23 protein-coding genes and 1 tRNA gene are annotated in these 18,717 nt (G+C 61.3%); 12 read left to right on the forward strand and 12 right to left on the reverse strand.

Translation table 11 applies throughout. The annotated features are described in order from the left end of the window. Complete coding sequence (locus tag BSY19_RS02140; RefSeq protein ID WP_069052665.1) at window positions 1-693, reverse strand: hypothetical protein; 693 nt, start codon at window positions 691-693, stop codon at window positions 1-3. Further along, window positions 680-1,318 (reverse strand): recombinase family protein, encoded by a 639-nt coding sequence (locus tag BSY19_RS02145; RefSeq protein WP_069052666.1) that lies wholly within the window; start codon window positions 1,316-1,318, stop codon window positions 680-682. The genes BSY19_RS02140 and BSY19_RS02145 overlap by 14 nt, the downstream gene beginning before the upstream one ends. A 108-nt stretch (window positions 1,319-1,426) precedes the next feature. Between BSY19_RS02145 and BSY19_RS02150 the strand changes: the two genes are divergently transcribed. Genes BSY19_RS02150 through BSY19_RS02170 form a run of 5 tightly spaced genes read left to right on the forward strand, consistent with a single transcriptional unit; the run spans window position 1,427 to window position 3,235 of the window. Next, window positions 1,427-1,681: a hypothetical protein gene (locus BSY19_RS02150; protein ID WP_150129413.1), complete on the forward strand. Its 255-nt coding sequence runs from the start codon at window positions 1,427-1,429 to the stop codon at window positions 1,679-1,681. Between the two features lie 23 nt (window positions 1,682-1,704). Beyond that, complete coding sequence (locus tag BSY19_RS02155; protein WP_069052668.1) at window positions 1,705-2,109, forward strand: hypothetical protein; 405 nt, start codon at window positions 1,705-1,707, stop codon at window positions 2,107-2,109. A gap of 4 nt (window positions 2,110-2,113) precedes the next feature. Then, on the forward strand, window positions 2,114-2,356 hold the full coding sequence (locus tag BSY19_RS02160) for a hypothetical protein (protein WP_069052669.1): 243 nt from the start codon (window positions 2,114-2,116) through the stop codon (window positions 2,354-2,356). Further along, window positions 2,346-2,714 carry a hypothetical protein gene (locus tag BSY19_RS02165; protein WP_069052670.1) on the forward strand — a complete coding sequence of 123 codons (369 nt, stop codon included), beginning with the start codon at window positions 2,346-2,348 and terminating at the stop codon, window positions 2,712-2,714. Before BSY19_RS02160 ends, BSY19_RS02165 begins: the two co-directional genes overlap by 11 nt. Next, the gene (locus BSY19_RS02170) at window positions 2,711-3,235 is read left to right on the forward strand and encodes a hypothetical protein (protein ID WP_069052671.1); all 525 of its coding nucleotides are present in this window, start codon (window positions 2,711-2,713) and stop codon (window positions 3,233-3,235) included. Before BSY19_RS02165 ends, BSY19_RS02170 begins: the two co-directional genes overlap by 4 nt. 16 nt (window positions 3,236-3,251) lie before the next feature. Here the strand turns inward: BSY19_RS02170 and BSY19_RS02175 are convergent. The 4 genes from BSY19_RS02175 to BSY19_RS02190 all read right to left on the reverse strand — a co-directional run bounded on the left by BSY19_RS02175 (window position 3,252) and on the right by BSY19_RS02190 (window position 5,709). Further along, window positions 3,252-3,326, reverse strand: a tRNA-Thr gene (locus BSY19_RS02175). Window positions 3,327-3,418: 92 nt separating this feature from the next. Further along, the gene (locus BSY19_RS02180; protein WP_069052672.1) at window positions 3,419-3,928 is read right to left on the reverse strand and encodes a hypothetical protein; all 510 of its coding nucleotides are present in this window, start codon (window positions 3,926-3,928) and stop codon (window positions 3,419-3,421) included. Between the two features lie 85 nt (window positions 3,929-4,013). Then, on the reverse strand, window positions 4,014-4,253 hold the full coding sequence (locus tag BSY19_RS02185) for a hypothetical protein (protein ID WP_069052673.1): 240 nt from the start codon (window positions 4,251-4,253) through the stop codon (window positions 4,014-4,016). After that, window positions 4,246-5,709 carry a GNAT family protein gene (locus tag BSY19_RS02190; RefSeq protein ID WP_069052674.1) on the reverse strand — a complete coding sequence of 488 codons (1,464 nt, stop codon included), beginning with the start codon at window positions 5,707-5,709 and terminating at the stop codon, window positions 4,246-4,248. The genes BSY19_RS02185 and BSY19_RS02190 overlap by 8 nt, the downstream gene beginning before the upstream one ends. 182 nt (window positions 5,710-5,891) lie before the next feature. Between BSY19_RS02190 and BSY19_RS02195 the strand changes: the two genes are divergently transcribed. Then, window positions 5,892-8,828, forward strand: coding sequence for a DotA/TraY family protein (locus BSY19_RS02195; RefSeq protein ID WP_069052675.1), 2,937 nt, complete (start codon window positions 5,892-5,894; stop codon window positions 8,826-8,828). 26 nt (window positions 8,829-8,854) lie between these two features. Here the strand turns inward: BSY19_RS02195 and BSY19_RS02200 are convergent, their stop codons facing one another. From BSY19_RS02200 to BSY19_RS02210, 4 genes are all read right to left on the reverse strand, one after another. Next, window positions 8,855-9,205: a hypothetical protein gene (locus BSY19_RS02200; protein ID WP_069052676.1), complete on the reverse strand. Its 351-nt coding sequence runs from the start codon at window positions 9,203-9,205 to the stop codon at window positions 8,855-8,857. Window positions 9,206-9,425: 220 nt separating this feature from the next. After that, window positions 9,426-9,908 carry a hypothetical protein gene (locus BSY19_RS02205; protein WP_210184370.1) on the reverse strand — a complete coding sequence of 161 codons (483 nt, stop codon included), beginning with the start codon at window positions 9,906-9,908 and terminating at the stop codon, window positions 9,426-9,428. A 204-nt stretch (window positions 9,909-10,112) separates the two neighbouring features. Next, window positions 10,113-10,328: a hypothetical protein gene (locus BSY19_RS27790; RefSeq protein WP_171905063.1), complete on the reverse strand. Its 216-nt coding sequence runs from the start codon at window positions 10,326-10,328 to the stop codon at window positions 10,113-10,115. Between the two features lie 36 nt (window positions 10,329-10,364). Further along, window positions 10,365-12,119, reverse strand: a complete 1,755-nt coding sequence (locus BSY19_RS02210) for a competence protein CoiA family protein (protein WP_442856651.1) — start codon at window positions 12,117-12,119, stop codon at window positions 10,365-10,367. On the opposite strand from BSY19_RS02210, the gene BSY19_RS26865 reads away from it, so the two are divergent. The 3 genes from BSY19_RS26865 (at window position 12,027) to BSY19_RS02220 (ending at window position 14,709) form a co-directional block, all read left to right on the forward strand. Beyond that, window positions 12,027-12,218: a hypothetical protein gene (locus BSY19_RS26865; RefSeq protein ID WP_150129416.1), complete on the forward strand. Its 192-nt coding sequence runs from the start codon at window positions 12,027-12,029 to the stop codon at window positions 12,216-12,218. The two genes, BSY19_RS02210 and BSY19_RS26865, sit on opposite strands and share 93 nt — an antisense overlap. A gap of 335 nt (window positions 12,219-12,553) precedes the next feature. Further along, window positions 12,554-13,165 carry a hypothetical protein gene (locus BSY19_RS27335; protein WP_150129417.1) on the forward strand — a complete coding sequence of 204 codons (612 nt, stop codon included), beginning with the start codon at window positions 12,554-12,556 and terminating at the stop codon, window positions 13,163-13,165. Window positions 13,166-13,515: 350 nt separating this feature from the next. Further along, on the forward strand, window positions 13,516-14,709 hold the full coding sequence (locus BSY19_RS02220; protein WP_069052680.1) for a Fic family protein: 1,194 nt from the start codon (window positions 13,516-13,518) through the stop codon (window positions 14,707-14,709). A gap of 43 nt (window positions 14,710-14,752) precedes the next feature. Here BSY19_RS02220 and BSY19_RS02225 read toward each other — a convergent pair whose 3' ends face one another. After that, window positions 14,753-15,991, reverse strand: a complete 1,239-nt coding sequence (locus tag BSY19_RS02225) for a site-specific DNA-methyltransferase (RefSeq protein WP_069052681.1) — start codon at window positions 15,989-15,991, stop codon at window positions 14,753-14,755. Between the two features lie 534 nt (window positions 15,992-16,525). Further along, window positions 16,526-16,831, reverse strand: coding sequence for a hypothetical protein (locus BSY19_RS02230; RefSeq protein ID WP_069052682.1), 306 nt, complete (start codon window positions 16,829-16,831; stop codon window positions 16,526-16,528). A 148-nt stretch (window positions 16,832-16,979) separates the two neighbouring features. Here BSY19_RS02230 and BSY19_RS02235 point away from each other — a divergent pair, with 148 nt between their 5' ends. The 3 genes from BSY19_RS02235 to BSY19_RS02240 all read left to right on the forward strand — a co-directional run bounded on the left by BSY19_RS02235 (window position 16,980) and on the right by BSY19_RS02240 (window position 18,713). After that, the gene (locus tag BSY19_RS02235; protein WP_069052683.1) at window positions 16,980-17,663 is read left to right on the forward strand and encodes a hypothetical protein; all 684 of its coding nucleotides are present in this window, start codon (window positions 16,980-16,982) and stop codon (window positions 17,661-17,663) included. Between the two features lie 173 nt (window positions 17,664-17,836). Continuing rightward, window positions 17,837-17,989: a hypothetical protein gene (locus tag BSY19_RS27795; RefSeq protein WP_171905064.1), complete on the forward strand. Its 153-nt coding sequence runs from the start codon at window positions 17,837-17,839 to the stop codon at window positions 17,987-17,989. 79 nt (window positions 17,990-18,068) lie between these two features. After that, window positions 18,069-18,713, forward strand: coding sequence for a hypothetical protein (locus BSY19_RS02240; protein WP_069052684.1), 645 nt, complete (start codon window positions 18,069-18,071; stop codon window positions 18,711-18,713). The last annotated feature ends 4 nt before the right edge of the window (window positions 18,714-18,717 follow it).

Raw genomic sequence — 18,717 nt, forward strand, 5'->3', positions numbered from 1 at the left:
TCAGGCCGCCGGCCGCTGCTCGATCATCGCCGAGATCGGCGCGGCGGCGATCTGCATCAGGGTGCGTTCGATCTCGTCAGGCGCAACCAGGGCAGCGAGCGCTTTGCGCAGCTCCGCGATTTTGGCCGCGAAGACCTGCAGAGCCTTCTCGTTGTCACCTGTGGCGGGAATGGCGGCGACGATGCGGCCCTGCTCCTTCACGACCTTGGGCCATGGCTCGATGATCCACCGGTTCGGCCAATCGCCATTGACGTTGTACGAGCGCATCAGAACGTCGCCGCCGAAGGTTACGCCACGCTCGATGTCGCGCCATGACAGCTGCAGCCCATCGCCCGATGCATCATATGAACGCGTCGGGTCGACCTTCACGAGGAACCAGCGCTCCCATTTGATCTTGAAGCGGGCATCGAGCTTGGCGCGGATGGCCGACAGCACGGCGTTGAGATCGGTACCGAACTCGGCGTCGCCGGTCTCCTCACAGCGGGCCGAGACACCGACGCCGATAGTCTGTGCCGGCGGCGGTGCGTCCTTCTGGTCGAAGCGCTTCTCCAGGTAGAGATCGATCTCGACCTTCCGGATGGCGGTGCGGCTTTTGCCCTCCTCGCCTTCGCCGATGACGTGCTCGACGTCGAAATAGACCGTATCGAACTTCTTGCCGCGACCAGGGCTGGTGCGGAGCTTAGCCTTCGCCATCGAGGGCTCCTTTTGCATCGTTGCCGGCTGCGAGAATGGCAGCCTCGGCCAGCAGAGCGGCCTTGTGATTGTAGAGGGTGGATTTGCTGAGCCCGACGCGCTTGGAGATCTGTACGAAGTTCAGACCAGAGAGCAGCAGGGACACGATCTCGGCTCTCTTTTCGTCCGTAAGATCAGAAGGTCGCCCGACTGGCTTGCCTTGTGCGCCATGGGCCAGGGAGATGATGCGAGCTCGCTCGCGGGTGAGATTGCGTTCGAGGCGGGCGAGGAAGACCACCACCTCAAAAGCCTGCCACCCAGCCTCGGTGCGACTGTCGATGTTCTCGGTGATCAATGAGAGATGAGCACCTGTCTCGTGGATCTTCTCAGCGTTTTGTACGAGCTCGGACAAATCGCGGCCCAGTCGATCAAGGCGCCAGATCACCAGAACTGATCCCGGGCTCAGCTTTCTCGACATGGCCTCGAATGCCGGGCGCTTAGAGATCGGTTCACGGCCGGCCTCATCGACGAAGATGTCGGCCGGACGAACCCCGAAGCGCACCAGCTCCGCCATCTGCAGGCGCAAATCCGGATCGTCGGCCGCATCGCGGGCATAGCCGATGAGGGGAGGGACAGGCTTCGTCATGGGAAATCACATAGCACGCAATCTGAATAATTGGAATAGGTTTCTGGAATTTTGTTGACGGGGGATAATTTATGGAATAGGTATTTGGAATACGAGAACGAGGATCACATGCCGACATTTGAGAGCGACCTGTCTGTGCCGAAGCTCACTCCCGCGGAGCGGAAGTGGATCACGCAGTTCGACGAGCTGCTGGGAAAGATGCCCAAGCGCCTCTACCTGTTCGAATGCGCTGACACGCTCTCGGTCATCGATCGCAACGCAGCCAGGCTTCACGAGCTCCACGACGGCCAGGCCGCCCGGGCCGGTATCGTCCTGGCCAATCTCGACAACGGCACCTTTGCCTGCACGAGCGCCAGCGGCTGATCGCCTTGAGAAAGGACACAGACATGACCGACACATCTCAGACCGTGAGCACGTCCCTCTCGCTGCCGATCAGGGTAGTCCACGGGGCCATCGTCGGCGCGCTCGAAGGCGGGTCGCGCTACTGGCTGCACGGGGCAGCGAAGCTCGAAGGCTATGAGAAACCCGGCAGCAGCGTCGTCTGGTGGGGGCATCAAGAATTCTTCAAGCAGCCCTTTTCCTTCGAGGCTCAGTTCGAGGATCCCAACCTCGACGAGGGCAACAACGAGGGTCGGCGCACCCTGTCGAACTGCGACCTGAACCGCGCGGTCTCGACGATGGTCGACAAGGCGCCGCGGCACTTCGCCGATCTCAAGGCCGGCAACGGCGACGCCACGACGTACGACGTCTTCATGCAGTGCCTCGTCCTCGACGACATCGTTTTCGGCTGACGTCATGAGCCCCCTTCGCCTGACGGAGAAGCGACTGCAGATCCTGCAGTCCGCGGCTAACCACCCTGGGGGCCTCGTCGAGCGCCCCTACCTGGTTGGCTTCGAACGTGTAGCCTGGAACAAGAACGCGGCTGCGATGGTCTCGGCAGGTTGGCTCACGGCCTACGTTCATGGCGGCTTCGAAATCACGCCTTCGGGCCGAGATCAGATCCCCCAACCCAAAAAGGACGATGCCCATGTGGGGTGATGCGGATTGGCAGCGCCGGCGTGACGAAGATGAGGCCCGCCGGGCTCGCATCGAGAAGGAGCAGCGGGACAAGGGGGCGGAACTGGACGCCCTGCTCGCAAAGGCGGAAACCGACGTCGCGACTGCACGCCTGGTCGGTCTGGCCCGGATCCTGCGGCCGGAGGATTTCATTATGCGAGAGCAGGGATTGGCTCGCGTTCAGGAGATGAGGCTCGGCCCTTCCGGTAACGACCCGGCTCAGATCGAGGCTCTTGCCGCGCACGAGCGCACAGCACGGCTGTCGATCGAGTATGCGATCTCGAAGGCACAAGAGGTGATGGCCTTCATTGAGACGTGGAAGGACGACGACAGGACATGATCGACCAGGATCTCGAAAACGCTGTCGACGCCTTCCTCGCCTGTCGACCGCAGTCGCGCGTAGCCTTCTGCGACGTCGGCGAAGAGCAGCGCGACATCCTACGCCAGCAGCTCGCGGCCGCATTCGCTGCGCTGACCAATCCGATCCTCACGATCGGGAAGCGGGGTCTCACGGCCAACGGGACCGCATGCATGGTCGTCCCGGTCGAGCAGACCGACGAAATGCTTCGCGTCGCCTGCGCGGTCGACTATCCCGCCAGCTATCGCACCCATCTGCGCCATCCCGCCAACGGGCCTTCAGCCAAACGCGAGACCGAGCGCAAGATCGAGCTGGAGAAAAAGCGGTGGGTGGCGGCTTTGTCGAGTGTGGAGGCACACGCTGAAGTCGGGAGTGCCCAGAGCCCGGCTCCCGAGGGAGAGTTGCAGGCGGCAGGCCTTGCGCTCACCAACTACCTGCTCGCCCCCGACGTGACCTGGAACGAGGCAGTGCGGCGCCTCAAACTGATGCGGGCCGCTCGCTGATGCGGTGCTAAGGAAATGGTGCCGGCGGAGAGGATCGAACTCCCGACCTTCGGTTTACAAAACCGCTGCACTACCGCTGTGCTACGCCGGCCACAGGATTGGGGTATCAGTCCGAACTGACAGGAACAAGCCAAGAGCGCGCCGCCACACTGGCCGTCCCCAATTCATGCTCAGATGAGCTGATCAGTCGGATTTCGCTGACGCATCGAGCTCCGGAGGCTCGACAAGGTCCGGATCATAGTCGAGCACATCCGGGCGCTCGCTGATCTCGCCGAGAACCCAGCGAGCCCGGTCAGCCACATAGCGAACACGGTCCTTGTATTCAGACCTTTCGAGCGTCACGGCATCGGCCATCGCTTCGATCGGGGATCCCTCCTTGCGCAACAGGAGAGCGGTCCAGTTTGATTTGCCGTTGCTCTCTGGCATTGCGCCGAACCAGACGGTCACGCCCTCTTCTCCCAACAGCTTCTCGGGCGCCGTGGCACCGCGGAATACGCCGCTCAGCAGCCCATTCCGCTTGAGGTAGTCGATCGACCTCTCCTTCCAGACATTGCTGTCAGGCACATTCCTGGAGAGCTGCAGGATCAGCCTCGTCAACGTCGCGATGTGACGCTCAGACCCGCTGTTGGTCGAAAGCTCACCACCCACCGCTGCCGCAGCGGCGTCCGAGCCATGAGGCTTGTCGCCAAGCATTTCCTGGATCCTCTCTTCCGATTTCTGGTCATGGGATCTCCGGGACAATGCCTCGGTCCCAGGGTGGGTTGCCGGCCCGCGTAGCTCAGATCGCCATAAAGCCGTGCGCCCAGGCTTGCCGATATCCGCATACGGGGCAGACCCAGCCATCCTTGGTAGCGACCAGAAGGCCGCTATCCTCGCCGTGCGCAGTGGCATAGGCGACGTGAGCGTCGTCGCTGCGGTCACCGCCGCAAGTGAACGGGTGATACTGCCCCCCTCGTTGGTACTGGTTGAGAGCGGCGACCTGCTCCTCGGACCACGGCAGCTCCAGTCGTTCAGCCATGTCGCTCACTCTCGCCGCTGATGCTGGCGATCTCAGCGCGCACCTGGTTCAGGGCATCCGCATCCGAGAGGCCCTCACCCTTGATCGCGCGACCATCTTTCGTGAAGAGCCAGAACGTGTGCGCCTCTCCACGCAGTCGATAGTCGTTATGGACGGCAACCGCCCAACCGAGTGCCCGGATGTCGTCGGCGATTGCCGGATCACTCGCATCCGCCGCGGGCGCCGGGGGACTGGCGATATGGCCGACGACACGCTCCGCGCACCTGATGGCGAGCGCCCAGTCCCCGTAGGGCTTGCCATCTGCCAGGATGGTGCGACCGTCGAAATGGTAGCCCATCTCCTCGTAGATCGGGCGCGCGATACCCTCGATCATTGCAGAGGAGGGCACATCCACGGTCACGTGACCACGTCCGTAGACATCCTTGTGAGCGGCATCGAGCAATTCGAAGACGAAGCGCTTCTCGATCTCGGAATAGCTGGTCGGGCTCTGCATGAAGTTCCAGGCCGAAACGACAGCCTGTTGCAAAGGCGAGAGACCGTCCCAGCTGCCCGGCGCCCCTGAAACGCCCGCCGCAGCCAGGAAAACGAACTTGGAAAGGCGCTGCAGAAAGTCTGCTTGAACGGCCGACTTGGCATGAGCCAGATCATCAGCAGGGCGCCATTCGTCGCTGTCCGAAGGACGCCAGGTGACTCGATCCTCTGTCTGCGCAATCACGTAGCCGCAGAACGCCGTATCGGGATCGGCGTAATGCATGTCGTGCTTGCTTGCCCGCCAGTCCAGCGGCCGAATGCCGGTTACCTTGATCGTCACCGGCGCAGTCGGATCGCTCTTCGTAGGGCGAGGGGCAAGTTCGCGGTGCTGATCCCAGCCCTCGCAGAAGGCGTTGTATGCGACGCTTTGAGCGTCGCCACTGTCCAACGGCTCGTGGCCGGTGGAGGGATCCCACCACCGCGCCCACGCCTCTTGCCGAAGCGCATAGGCATTCCGCTTAGCCAGACGCAACGCTTGACGGAATACGGTCGTCGGCTTGTCGTCGCAACCGAGATGCTGCGCCATCCGCGTGATCTCTGACCTCGCCGAAGCAGGCACGTCACCGGACTCGGATGCGGCCGCTGAGGCGGGAGTGGGGTTAGCCCCGACGAAGTCCTTCGCGGCCGCCAAGCGCAGACCTGACACGGTCGCCCGAACCGGCGGCAGCGATGCCAGGACGGCTGCGGCACACTGCTCGTCGAGGAAGCGCCAGCAGGCATCATCCGCATCAGGCCCGAAGACGACCTCCTCGGTGTCCTTTCGGCACACAAAGGACGGGTGATTGCCGATATGGCGATTGATCACGAACTCGCTGCGCTTGGCGTTCCAGGCGTCGACGACCGCGGCCACGCGGCCGGCGGCCGGCGGCTTGATGTCGGATGACGGGTTAAGGCTCACGGGAGGGGGCGTGGTGTCGTCGCTCAACTGATGATCATCCCGATGGCAGGTAATGGCCCACAAGGATCGAACTATCAGTCGATCCGAGCAGGAACAATCGCGAGTCCGCCGTCCGGACTGGATATCCACCAATCCTTGGCTCGACACTTTCATCGATCCGAGTGAGAATCCACGGGTGTAGTCTCATTTCTTGAGAATCGTGGATCCTCATGTCCGATCGCAGCAAGACCGACAATTCGAGCCTGGGCCGGGAAGCCGCTGATGGCGCCAAGGATGTCCTTCAGGACACGATCATCGGCTCGAAGGACTGGAAGACGTCCAAGTTCGGCTACCTCAGCGGCTTCACCGCGCTCAAGCGGTCCACGTCGTCTTTCAGCGGCCCGGTCGGGGATGCGAAGTCGCGCTGGGGAAGCCTGTTCCGCTACACGTTCCGCCAAGATGAAGCCGGCGTGGCCATTTCGGCGGACATCGAGGACAGCCGCGAGCGCTTTCGGGCCGCGATGCAGGCAAACGGCCGATCACTCGCCGACGTCAACCGCTCGGTCGACAACACCTACCGCCAGTTCTGGCTCTTCACGGTTCTGCTCGCGCTCGGCGCAGCCTGGGGCATCGGCGGGCTGATCGGTGGAGGGCTGAGCTCCGGCATCATGATCATCTTCGAGATCATGTTCCGCCTGGCGCTGATTCCGGCGCTTGCAGCTCTGGCTCTGCGCGCCGGCTACACGAACTGGATGTTTCGTCGCCGGCGCCTCGATGCGATCACCGATTACCTGAAGTCCGGCGACATTTGGCCCAAGAAAGCCCCGCGCGCACCCGTGCCGGTGCCGACGACAAAGCCTGGCTCAAAGGCAGCGCTCTTCGCCATCGCGCTCGCCGGCGCCATGCTCGCGGTCCTGATGCCTGATCTCGCCTACGCGCAGATGAGCCCGAGCCAGATCTTCGAGACCCAGAAGACGCCTGACCTGTTCATGCGCCTCATGTCCTACGTGATCCCGGACGCGGGGCCCGTCAGCACCCCCGACATTGGCGTCCAGGCCTTTCACACGGCCATCAAGAACGGCTTCATGGCCTTCTCGGGCACGCTGCTCTTCATCGGTTCCGCCATGACCGGCTGGCACATCCTGAAGGGCCTCGTCGCCAGCGCCAAGGAAGGCAAGGCTCTCGGCAGCAACTACCACGAGGTCTGGGCCCCGATGCGCGTCGTGCTGGGCTTTGGCATGCTCGTGCCGGCCGTGAAGGGTCTCTGCGCCGCGCAGATCCTCGTGCTCTACCTGATCGCCTGGGGCGGCAACATCGCCAACTTCGTCTGGGCCCCGTACATCGACACTGTCACTGTTGGAACACTGCCTGGGGCGCAGGCAGCTGCCCAGGACACTGTGAAGATGGGCAACCAGGCCAATGCCACGGCCGCGGTGAAGGCTGTCTTCGAAAAGACGCTGTGCGCCGAGGTGGTCAATATCGGCAACCAGCGTCTCGGGATCCAGAACGCCCAGATCTCGCTGCCTCCTGCCTGGAAGGACCCCAGCTACTGGCAGATCCAGAAGTCCCAGGACATGGATTTCGGTCCGGTCTGCGGCAAGATCTCGCTGAACCTGACCACGGATCGGGATACGCCCGAGCGCCAGAACGAGCAGAGGATGCTCGATGCCAAGAAGGAGGCGATCACCCAGATCGTCAACAACGAGGGCCTGCGCAATTTCGCCAACCAGGCCGCCCAGACCTATTTCACCACTCAGGGCAGCGGCCAGGGGGCGGCGCGCATGTTCTCGGATCAGGGGACTGCGAACGAAAAAATGGAGCTCTTCAAACAAGCGCGTGAAGGCTACATCACGGCGGTCACGAATTCGGTCATGCAGGCGCTGAACTCCTCCGATCCGAACAACTCGAACGAGATCCGCCAGCTCCGCGAGCAGGCGAAGAAGGATGGCTGGGCAGCCTCGGGCGTCTACTTCCTGACGCTCGCTCGCGTCCAGGCACGCGTCTATGCCGCGGCCTCGGAAGGCCTCCAGATCGGACAGGTTTCGCCGACGCGCACCAACGGCCAAAGCGCCTTCATTGCGGACGCGCTGTCTGGCACCAAGGAGAACCCCGGCGCGATGATCCAGTTCGATGCCTGGTGGGACGGCAACATGCGCGAGATCACCACCTCGAACTCATCGATGTCGCAGGCGTCACAGGCGGTCAGCGAGACCAGCTCGAACCCTGTCTCCTATGTGCTGAACCAAGTCTTCGGCGGCCTTGCGAATGCCTACAACAAGCGCTCCGACAGCACGCAGCTCGTCATCAACCCGATGGGTGACATGATCTCGTACGGCAACGGCCTGCTGGTCTCGTCACAGGTGGCGCTGGTCAGTGGAGCGGCCATGGCCGGCGCGATCGAGGGCGGCGAAAAGCAAGCTATCGGCAAGGTCGCGAATTTCTTCTCGGGTGCCATCTCGATGGTCAAGGGTGCCTTCGGGTTCCTAACACCGTTCCTGACGATGGTGATCCTGGCGATCCTGGCGGCCGGCGCCCTTCACGCCTTCGTCATCCCGATGATCCCCTACATCATGACGGTGTTCTTCGTGGCCGGCATGCTGACGCTGGTCGTCGAGGGCCTCGCAGCTGCGCCTCTGTGGGCCTTCTTCCACATCCGCATGGACGGTCAGGAGTTCGTCGATAACGTCCAGAAGCCCGGCTACATGGTCGCGTTCAACCTGATCCTGCGGCCGGTGCTCATGATCTTCGGCGTCGTGCTGAGCTACATCGTCTTCGGTGCGATGCTCTGGTTCGTGAATTACACCTTCATCCCGGCCTCGAACGCGCTCTCGCAGTCGTCCTCGATCGGCATCATCGGCATGCTGATCATGATCGTCCTCATGTCCTATCTCGATTTCCAGATCGCGATCCGCTCCTTCCAGCTGATCACGGACATTCCGGAGCGCGTGTCTCGCTGGTTCGGCCAGGGCGGCGATCGTCTCGGAGACGACCATGATGCCAAGCAGACAACCGGCATCTTCGTCGGTGGCATCGAGCGGCGCGCGTCGTCGCTCGCTCAGGGCACGGGAAATGCGAGCGCTATGCGTGCGCGTGGAAAGCAGCCTATCAGCGGAGACGGGCAGCAGCCCCCTGCAGCGCTGCCGCCTGATCCGGGTAAGAAAGCTTGATGGAGGCCGTTTAGCCTCCATCAAGCTCAACGGTACTGAGAACGGAGACGCTCTGGGTTCATCAGACCCTTTGCTTTGGCAGCAAGATCGAATGCCTTCGCGTAGACAAGCGACAGCCTCGTCTCCTTCGAACCGTCAGTAAAGACGCGGCCGGTCGCTGCAAGGAGCGGCTCAGAGGGGCTTACTCGCGCCATAGCCGCCTTCATTGCGTCGAGCGATGCGTTGAGGCCAGCTGCATGCGCGATCTCAACGGCCAGCGTCGCCTTCAGTCGCGCGATCTCAGCGTCCTTGGCATCCGACATGGCGCGGGCACGAGCAGCCACGTCGTCGATCGCCGCCCGCGCGCCGATCATGGTGCCCATGTTCTCGAAGTCCATCACGGCTACGTCACTCCAACGCTTGGGCCTGCGCCCGAATTCGACTTTCTTATACGACAAGGCATGATGGCTGTCAAGGATTATTGGAATAGGTTTCTGGAATAAATGGATCGCCGATTGGATGGCTCTTCGTCGTAAGCGTCCTACGCCTCGACGGAAATTTGGCTGCGCACAATCGCTGGCACGGGCAATCGAATAGGCATTGCTGAACCCTCGGTGTCTATGCACGCCCTCGATATGCTTCAGGGTTCATCAGACCGTGGGCTCTCGCATGTTCATCGAAGGCTTTCCCGCATGCCTCAGCAACCTTAGCAACGATAGTGGTGTAGTCGAGAGGTCGATCTTTTGGTTCCATAACCCCTGTCGTTGGACTCTTTTCAACCAGTTCGTCTTGCAATCTGAAAATCGATGCCTTCAGCCCCGCACTGCTGGCCTGCGCAAGGATGAGCGCAGTGCGCAAATGCGAGATCTCGGCATCCTTCGAAGCGACCTCGGCCGATTTGCGGGCGATCACGCCATCCCTATTGGAAATCGCAGCCTTCTGCCGAGCGATCAAATCATCCTTGGCGGAAATCTCGGATTTCTGCCGGGCGATCACGCCATCCTTGCGTGAAATCTCATCGCCCATTTGGTCGATAATTGTCTGTGCGCTTGAAGCAACCTCGCGGATCGCAGCCCGAGCACCAATCATGGTGCCCATCATTTCGAAATCCATCAATGCAGTGGCCCCGAGGCGACGTGTCAGATAGCACTATCCTTGCGCGGAGGCGTTGACGTTCATGCTGTCAGCTACGTCGCATTTTACGTGAGCGCATGAGGCGGTTGGACCTCCACACGTTCCTTGCTAGAATGGCCCTCTGAGGCCCCTAGTTCTGGACGGCCATTAGCTTTCATGGCAGCCGCACGTTCATATAGCGTCGCAGAGCGACGTGAAGCGAAGAGCGCCTCGCGAGAGCGAGATGCCGAGCGGCTGCGTAGTGGGGAAATCAGCGCCTCTGAACTGAATGAGCGCAATGGCTTCTTCTCGGCGTTCGATCGCTCCAAGGCCCGTATTGTCGTCCGGCGATGCCGCGTCAAGCTCGATGGCAAGTGACGCCGACGAGACTGCTTCAATGCGAACCATCTGCCCTCACTATGGTCTGCGGAGTGGTGCCACCCATCACCGCTTCGCCGGCAGCAGCTCCCGACATCGGGCTAGCGTGACCTCGTCGACGACATAGGACTCGGGAGACATTCCCAGGCGTGGCTGCGTGGTCGTCATCCAGAGGCGCGCGCGACTGCGATCAAGGACCCGCTCGACCTCTGATCGCAGGGTCTCGATGGCCTGATCCCTGATCCCCAGACGCTTCTGCTCCGCCTCGTACTCTCGGATGCGGCGATCGAGTGCATAGAAAGCCTTCTCGTCGCCGGCGGGGCTGGAGCGTGCGCTTTCGACCGGTGTCATGCCCTGGAGCTTCTCCTGGGCCGTTGCGAGCCATTCCTCGGCGTATCCACCCAAAGCCTCCCAGGCACGGACCTTGAGGCTGCGCTCGCGCTTGGCGGCCGCGGCTTCCGCCTCCTCTTGCCGCAGGCGAAGCCGCTCGGCGTCTTTCGCAGCATCGCGCTCGACGATCCTGGTGAGCTCGGCCTTCAAGGGCAGCCCGAGCAGATCCAGGTCCGCCTTGGGCCTGAAGCCGAGCTTTTCGGCGAGCCTGGTGACCAGCTTCCTGAACCCGAACCACTGTTCATCGTCGAAATGGACAGCGTGAGCCAGGGAATGCCCCAGCCCCGGGATCTCCGTCTGGGCCCAGGTATCGAAGGCGAATCCTTCACGCTCGGGACCCGGAAGCGCGTTGATCAAGGGCATAACCAGGTCTTGGATCTCCTGGCGCCGCCTGATCGGCCGGAGGCGTTTGGCTCGGGCGGCTTCCAGCTGTTGAGCGAGCAGTGCCGATTGCATCCAGATGCCATCGTGTTCCTGCGTTGCCGATCGCTCCCGCAGCGCGCTGAGATAGAAGCGAATCGCGCCATAGGGGGTAGCGAAGAGCGGGTTGAGCTCGGCGATATCGGCGGCAATCGAGAACGGCAGCCTTTGGAACGACGGCTCGATCCAGCCGAGCTCGTCCATCTTCCCGAGCAGCCTGTCAATGGTGATGGGCTGGCCCATGGTGATCGTTGCGAGGACATAGGCTTGCCACTCAGCGACAGTGACTGTGAAGCAGCCGGCGCCGAGAACGGGCAGGTTGATCAGCTTGCCCATGCCTTCTTGTCTGACGGCGTCTTCGAAGCGCCCGTCACCTCGGTCTGTTGAAGGCCTCTTGTGCACATAGCGCGCCGCCGCCGCGGCCACACGAGCTGCTCGTTCGGCTGCCCGATCGGCCTTGCGCTGGGCAATAAGAGCGGCCGCAGCCGCGGTGCGGGGATTATGAAGCCAATGGCGGGGCGCGTCGAACAGGATGGCCTTTGCCAGTTGCGCGGCATTGGCGTCACGGTAGCCAGACAGATCGACCTCGATCGCGCCAACGTCCATCTGCCGGATGCGCTCGATCTTCGTCTCGTCGCAGGCATGGGTGACCATGAACTCGACGATCAGCCGGCGCCCGCCGGAGTGGACAACGACGTCAGGAATGATCTCGCCCTGGCGCTGTTCGAGATCCGCGCGCTCGAATGACCAGCGTCTGGCAGTGACGACGGTCTCCTTGTCGTCTTCGTCGCCGATGACCAGACCGGGAATGCCCAGCACCAGGCGCCGGTTGAGAAGCTCCTTCGCGTATTTGTGCAGGGCGGTCTCGCCGGCGCTGATGCACGTCGCTCCAGAAGCCATAGCGTGGTGTGCGAAGTGATGAGTCTGGACGTCACCCTTCTTGGCGACCAGGGGCCGCCTGCAGCCGGGGCAGATGCAGTTGCAGGCCAGGCCGGATGGGACATCCCTGATCGAGGCGAGGCTGCCGTCGGAGCGCTCGGCAACGAAGACCCCACCATCTCTGGTGCAGCCGAATATCTCGTCGAGGGTGAATTCCTTGACCGTCAGTGACGTCGACCTCAGCCTGAGTTAGCAGTAGTTTGTACCGTGTTCGGCAGCTTTCGATAAGGTCCGCAACTGCGACCTCCCTCAAACCCTCCATCGAGCCTGAATGCCATCCACTTGATACCTCTAGGGTGTACCGAGACAATGATCGTTTGCGCTGCAGGCACACACTGGATGCTAACGATCTCCTCGTTCAAAAGCGGTCGAACTAAGCCATATGGCAATGGAACGAGCGATCGGTATATTATAATCCATCGCAGGAGCGTGCCAGAGGTGGAATTGCAGGGAGCAATCACGGCTTCAGCTACGGACGTAGAATTTATATCAATGGATGCGCGCTAATGGATGAGCAAGAGGTCGAGGCCAATGGCCCGCTATCTGAGGGAAAATCTGCATTCAATTCAGATAAGGGCCTCGAATCAAAGCTTGCCAACCTTCTCCACCAATCGAACGGATTTCACTTCTATAGAGGCGCATTACTGTTTTTCCCGTCAGGGACGGCCATGTATGGGATTCCGACAATTGAGGAATTTAATGCGGCCGCCTGGAAGGCGTCATATGGCCCTGAAGTTTCCACTGCGCTCTTTTTTGCAGTCGATACGCTAGGCTATCCATTCGGCATCGCAAACGAGCGCATCGTTCAGCTTGATCCGGAAACTGGCGAGATGAATGAGATCGCGGATGATTTTCTCGGATTTTTCGAGGCCGTTCATCGCGATCCGGATACACTGATCGGTGCAGGCCTATTCCAGGCATGGGTCGAAGCGGGGCGCATGATCGGCGCGAACGAACGCCTTGCACCCAACCTGCCATTCATCACCGCAAAGGCGTCAGCCATCGACGATTTCCATGCAGAGGACATGCTGTCCCGAGCGGCGTTCAATGCCTATCTCTTCGAGCAGACGAGCGCGCTACCAAAAGACGCCCGCGTGGCTATCAAGGTCGTGCCGTAATGCCAGTTTGACGGTCTGCAGTTCAAAGCTATCTCGGCGCAGATGGCCCTACCATCTCTGGTGCAGCCAAAGATCTCGGCGAGGGTGAATTCCTGGACCGTCAGTGACGTCGACCCCAGCCTGTGCGAGCGGCAATCTGTACCGTGTTCGGCAGCCTTCGATAAGATCGGTGTGACGGAGTTCGATAAGAATGGTCCGTCGCCATACCCAGCTCGCATGGGCAACGATGCGTCTCACAGGCTGGGTCGGGGTAACCAAATCGGCAAAGCGAGATCCCTTCATAGCGCCTTGTCTTATGAAGGGATCGGTCTATATCCTTTAATAAGCGAGCCAGCTATTAAAGGATCACGGTGAAACGGTCAGACCTCAGCGAAGCGCTGCAGAAGCGCCTGGTCTCCGTGGAAGGGAGGTCCGGTGCCTTTGCGCTCGTGCCGCCGGCGCCACCACGATCCGTCAACACGGGATCGATCAACGACAAGCTCGTAAGGGCGCACGAAGCCCTCGCTGCTATGGACGCCACCCTCAAGCTGCTTCCGAATGCGGCTCTGGTGACACGGACACTGGCCAGGCGCGAGGCCGTCCGAAGCAGCCAGATGGAAGGCACCAACACCGAGTTCGATGAGCTGCTGCAATACGAAGCCGCCCGAGACGCCCAGGGCCTACCCGCCGACGTCAGGGTCACGCACAACTACGTGCTCGCCCTCGAACACGGGCTTGAGCGCGTCAATGGTGCCACCAGCTTCACCTCTGACTTGGTCAAGCACCTGCATCAGATCCTGATGGCAGGGGTCGAGGATTACCGGGACGAGCCTGGGGAGTTCCGCACGATCCAGAACTGGATCGGTGGCCGATCGATCTATGAGGCGAGGTTGGTACCGCCTCCAGCCAGCCATGTGCCCGAACTCATGGACGGCCTGTTGGCATATCTGCGCGACCAGGATGCTGACACACCCAGCTCAATCATCGTCCGCATGGCGATTGCGCACGCCCACTTCGAGGCGATCCACCCGTTCCGAGACGGCAACGGTCGCGTCGGCCGGCTTCTGATGCCGCTGATGTTGGCAGGCGAGGGGCACTCGCCGGTCTATGTGGGCGGGTTCCTGAAGGGGCGGCAGCGTGAGTATTACGATGCGCTGCTCGCCGCCCAAACCCATGGCGAGTACGTCGGCTGGATCGATCTCCTGGCGAAGGGCGTCGAGGTCTCGTGCGTCGACGCGATTGCCGTTTCCAAGCAGTTGCTGGCTCTCAGGGAGAGCTGGGCAGTCCGCCTCAAGGGGCTTCGCGTCGACAGTGCAGCGCACCGGGTCGCCGATCATCTCATCGGCTATCCGTCGGTGACGGTGCGCAGCCTCGAGGCTGCACTCGAAATCAGCTTTCCTACTGCTAATGCCGCGGTAGCCGAGCTCGTGAAGGTTGGCATTCTTCAAGCTGTGACCCAAGGCGCGCGAAACCGGGTCTTCGCAGCACCGGAAGTCATTGGGGTGTTGGATCAACCGATCGAGCCGGAGCCAGAAGACGCGCCCGATGAGGGCTTCAGGCCCTAAAGCCAGCTTCGAGAATGATGTGCATCAAGCTCGGTCCGTGACCTCACGCCCCCTCGAAATGCCGCTGGAAGTCAGGGCGCTGGTCGAAACGGAAAGCCGACGACTTCACATAGGCCAGCATCGCATCGGACGAGATGAACTTGCGGCCGAGATCGAGCGCGACCCTGCCGGTGGTGTTGGACCCGGCCATCGGGTCGTAGCAGACTTGGCCCGGCTCGGTGGTCGTCAGGATGATCCGGCGCGGAATCTCGTCGGGGAAGCGGGCAGGGTGGGCCGGCACGCCCGCCTCTCGGCAGCGGCGGCTGTAGGCGTCGTTCCCCGAGACGCCGCCCGAGATGATCAGGTTGGACGGGATCGGGCCATTGTCGTTGCGGTCGAATGTCCCGCTCTTGATGTTGTACCCCGACGGGCGGAGTTCGCTGGCCCGGGCGCTGTCGCGGTCGAGCTGCCGCTGCGAGCGCTCCTTGTAAGGCTGCTTGGGCAGGCGCCGGATGTCCCAGTTCGGGTGCGGGTTCTTGGAGAACAGGAGCACATGCTCGACCGTGTTCTTCGGCCGCACGCGCTGGCGGACCGACCACTGGATGTGAGGCATCTTTGTCGTCGAGTGCCAGGGCATCCGGCCGGCGAGATGGAGACCATGGTCGTCGAGCGCTGAAAGCGTGAACCGCTCGACGTAAGGGTCGAGGCACGGTGAACCGGCGCTGAAGACATCCATCAGGTTGACCGCGAGGGTGCCGTCCTCGGTCAGCAGCTCGCGCCACATCGCGGTGAGCCTCGACATCCAGGCCAGCCACTCAGGGACCGTGAAGCGGCCATAGGCGCGGTTGATGACAGGGTAGGGCGGACTGGTGAGGATCAGGCTGACTGAGCCCTTCTCGATCGTGCTGGCGACGTCCTCGGCGTGTCCCCAGAGCGCAACGCCGTCGTCGAGGGAGTAGATGAGGATCGTGACGCCGCGCCTGGCCTTCTCCAGCTCCTTGTAGCCGGGATCCGCGAGCTCCCAGATGCCGCGTTTACCGCCGGCGATCAGGCCCTTCATGACGGCAGTCTGGCGGGCCCAGCGCACCTGCGCCTTGAACACGTCATAGGTCTGACCCTCGGCGTACTCCCGCTTGGCCTGCGTGGCTTCCTTCGGGATATCGAGGCGCTCGGCGAGCCGTTCGTAAATGTCGCCGGGCTTGCCGCGGCCGCCCATGGCTTCGATCTCCTGCAGGAGCGGCAGCTGAACCATCTTCTGAAGGCTCGAAAGGGGCGTCGACTTCACGGCGAGCTTGGTGGGCATGGGAACTCACTGGAACAAGAAAAGAAGCTGACATTATCGACGGCATGGAATCCAATAAAGGGGAATGAGGCGCTATTCATGGGGATAGCAAAGGACGGGTGTGTGATTCCGCCGGCGGGGCGTAATTTGCTCCGGATAGCCGGGCTGCATTTCGCCCTTCCCAGGACAAATACTGGACGACCCAGACGATGGATTATCGAGGAACCAATGGGCGAGACATCGGTTCGGGAGGCCATTCGCCTCATACGCCAGGGAGACGATGCCAGGCGGAGCATAGGCATTGGTGCGACCGAGGAGGAAATCCAACAGGCTGACTTCGATCCTCCTGATTGAAAACGGAGGCGACAGGTCGTTCTTTGCAATCGACCTGACCCTCGGTCCAAATCATGGGTGTGTTGTGATATGGCCTATTGGTGGAGATGATAACGGCAATTTGGACATAGAAGCAGATGACTTCGGGGATTACCTTCTGTCGAGCATCCTCATAGGAGATGAACCTGGCGCTCGGCGACATGTGCCAAGCGCCAGGCCTGATCACCGACGCTTATGAAGGTAGCCGACGCAGGGTGCTTCGCCCGGCTTCGGGTTTGCGATCTCGAAGGCCAAGCCGGGGCAATCATTCGGCGGCGCCGGTTCCGGCAGCCGGGTGATCGAGAAGTCGGTGGGCTTGATAGTGCGATACGTCCACGTCGTGCCGTCGGCATTCTCGCGCTTCGTCACCTTCCAGTCGGCATTGCTCGCCGCGGGGACAAGCAATGCAAAGGCAAGTGACACGCAGGCGATGAGCTTGCGGGCAGCGGTTCGGGTGGCGATGTCTTCATTCAGGGCAAGATGGTTCATTTCGCTACAATCCATTGTTTCGTCTGCAGCAAACAAGCAGCCATCGCGCCAATCAATATGAACTCAATAATCACTCCATGTTTGACTCATCGATTCGGCATACCTATTGGGGGCTATCGTGTAAGAAGTGCTGTGTAGGAGTGAGCCAATGATCCCTAAGATCGAATGGGACGAGTTTGCGACTGAGCATGGCCAGACCGCGATCGCCCGGCTCCCTCGAAAGGTTTGGTCCAGGGCTACGGGTTTTGCGCCGGCAGCGGTAACGTGCCGCGTGGAACCCAACCGGGGCGGATCTCTGCCAATCCGCGTGATCTTCGAGATCGACTGGATCTACCCGAGCAAACGCGATCTCATCGTCGAGACGGGTCAGGATTTCGAGCAGCTGAAGGACCGCGCATTCGCACTGCTGATCCGAGCACTGACGGACGATGCGGCCGCTGCATTGAAACTGCGGAGTGCAAGGACGCAGATCATCACTTTCGAAAGCCGGAAAGACCTATATCAGGCCATCGAGGCTGGCCGCTATTTCATCGGCAAAAAGAATGGCTCTGTCAGAAAGGTTGTCGAGTTCATCGACGACGAGAACCTGCTGTGGTGTGATGACGTCGCCGCATTCACATGCAGTCGTTCTCATCTTGCAAGTTGGTCAGCAGCCCAGGTGCTGGAGCCAGAGCAGATGGGTGAAATTGAAGTCGCTTACCGCGCTTATCAGACGATGGAACGGAATCTCCTCATCAGAATTGGCCACGTCGCCAGGAACGACTATGTCCGGCGAGAAAAAGAGCACTCTAGCAATAGCGGCGGCGTACCGGCTTTCCGTCCTATGGGGTGACCTGACGAAAATCTCGGATGCGATGTCGAGACGATGAAGGCATCGCAAGGCCTGATGGCTCGAAGGCGGGGCAACGAGCCTAGTCCGTGCGATCAAGTTCGTGAGCAAGAACAAGCCGAGCGCTTGTCCATTTCGTGGCCGACAGCAATGCTCGGGTTCGAAAGGGTGCCGCCATGAAGCTCAGCGAATTCAATCCAGATATCGATCCGTCGACGATCGAGGATTGCGAGGTGGTCGGCGTCGCCGACGGGATGGTCGTCCACTTCAAGAAGCATGACCGAGGCCGAGGCCGCTCGCGTCGGGATCACGGACTACGCGGCCTATGACGAGCGTATCAAGGCGCTCAGGCCCGCCATCTGCGGCATGTGACCGACCCAACTCCTCATCAGCCTGAGAGCCATTTCCATGATCCCGAACCACCTTCTTTTCGAACTGGTGGACGCCCAGGTCGCGTTCAAGGTCACCAAAAAGAACACCGACGGCGAGCTTTCGGTCTCCAGGGCGCGCAACGGCAAGATCCGATTGTCGGACCGGGTGTCCTATTACGAGGACGACGCGCCGGCCATCCTGAACACCCTGAAGTACCTGGTCTGCCAAGAGCTGATGGGACCGCTCCGTCTCGACCTGAAGTTCGATCCCAGTTTCGACGCCGGGCAGATCGTCGATCTGACGATCACGCCCGAGTTGGCGAAGGGGCAGCGCTCTGGCTACTTCCAGCCGATCGCTGTGCGCAGCGTGGTGCTCGCTGCGGGCGATCTCCAAGGGCGTGAGGTCTGCATCTACGAGGCTACCCTCGATCGCAGGCAGACCCTGCACTGTGCCATGATCGCGGACGGGGAGATGGCTGACGTCATGCAGCTCTCTCGTCACGCCATGCCTGAACCGATCCACCGGATGATCGTCGGCGCCGGCATGACCTGGGACGGCGCTCCTCACGCGGATAAGAGCTATGCGAAGCTTTACGGCGAGGACCGACTCGAACAGGTTATCGCTGAAGACGAAGCCGCGCATAACGCATACGTCGGCAGCCTGATGGGTATGGGGCGCTAAGCTC

Source organism: Bosea sp. RAC05 (assembly GCF_001713455.1).
Taxonomy (GTDB): Bacteria; Pseudomonadota; Alphaproteobacteria; order Rhizobiales; family Beijerinckiaceae; genus Allobosea.

What these genes read in the sequence shown, in the direction of transcription:
- BSY19_RS02155 (WP_069052668.1), top strand. Translation starts at nt 1,705, where the DNA reads ATGACCGACACATCTCAGACCGTGAGCACGTCCCTCTCGCTGCCGATC.
- BSY19_RS02240 (WP_069052684.1), top strand. Translation starts at nt 18,069, where the DNA reads ATGATCCCGAACCACCTTCTTTTCGAACTGGTGGACGCCCAGGTCGCG.
- BSY19_RS02225 (WP_069052681.1), bottom strand. Translation starts at nt 15,991, where the DNA reads ATGCCCACCAAGCTCGCCGTGAAGTCGACGCCCCTTTCGAGCCTTCAG.
- BSY19_RS02160 (WP_069052669.1), top strand. Translation starts at nt 2,114, where the DNA reads ATGAGCCCCCTTCGCCTGACGGAGAAGCGACTGCAGATCCTGCAGTCC.
- BSY19_RS02200 (WP_069052676.1), bottom strand. Translation starts at nt 9,205, where the DNA reads ATGGACTTCGAGAACATGGGCACCATGATCGGCGCGCGGGCGGCGATC.
- BSY19_RS02195 (WP_069052675.1), top strand. Translation starts at nt 5,892, where the DNA reads ATGTCCGATCGCAGCAAGACCGACAATTCGAGCCTGGGCCGGGAAGCC.
- BSY19_RS02165 (WP_069052670.1), top strand. Translation starts at nt 2,346, where the DNA reads ATGTGGGGTGATGCGGATTGGCAGCGCCGGCGTGACGAAGATGAGGCC.
- BSY19_RS02170 (WP_069052671.1), top strand. Translation starts at nt 2,711, where the DNA reads ATGATCGACCAGGATCTCGAAAACGCTGTCGACGCCTTCCTCGCCTGT.
- BSY19_RS02150 (WP_150129413.1), top strand. Translation starts at nt 1,427, where the DNA reads ATGCCGACATTTGAGAGCGACCTGTCTGTGCCGAAGCTCACTCCCGCG.
- BSY19_RS02230 (WP_069052682.1), bottom strand. Translation starts at nt 16,831, where the DNA reads ATGAACCATCTTGCCCTGAATGAAGACATCGCCACCCGAACCGCTGCC.
- BSY19_RS02235 (WP_069052683.1), top strand. Translation starts at nt 16,980, where the DNA reads ATGATCCCTAAGATCGAATGGGACGAGTTTGCGACTGAGCATGGCCAG.
- BSY19_RS02185 (WP_069052673.1), bottom strand. Translation starts at nt 4,253, where the DNA reads ATGGCTGAACGACTGGAGCTGCCGTGGTCCGAGGAGCAGGTCGCCGCT.
- BSY19_RS02180 (WP_069052672.1), bottom strand. Translation starts at nt 3,928, where the DNA reads ATGCTTGGCGACAAGCCTCATGGCTCGGACGCCGCTGCGGCAGCGGTG.
- BSY19_RS27795 (WP_171905064.1), top strand. Translation starts at nt 17,837, where the DNA reads ATGAAGCTCAGCGAATTCAATCCAGATATCGATCCGTCGACGATCGAG.
- BSY19_RS02205 (WP_210184370.1), bottom strand. Translation starts at nt 9,908, where the DNA reads ATGATGGGCACCATGATTGGTGCTCGGGCTGCGATCCGCGAGGTTGCT.
- BSY19_RS27335 (WP_150129417.1), top strand. Translation starts at nt 12,554, where the DNA reads ATGGATGAGCAAGAGGTCGAGGCCAATGGCCCGCTATCTGAGGGAAAA.
- BSY19_RS27790 (WP_171905063.1), bottom strand. Translation starts at nt 10,328, where the DNA reads ATGGTTCGCATTGAAGCAGTCTCGTCGGCGTCACTTGCCATCGAGCTT.
- BSY19_RS26865 (WP_150129416.1), top strand. Translation starts at nt 12,027, where the DNA reads ATGAGTCTGGACGTCACCCTTCTTGGCGACCAGGGGCCGCCTGCAGCC.
- BSY19_RS02145 (WP_069052666.1), bottom strand. Translation starts at nt 1,318, where the DNA reads ATGACGAAGCCTGTCCCTCCCCTCATCGGCTATGCCCGCGATGCGGCC.
- BSY19_RS02140 (WP_069052665.1), bottom strand. Translation starts at nt 693, where the DNA reads ATGGCGAAGGCTAAGCTCCGCACCAGCCCTGGTCGCGGCAAGAAGTTC.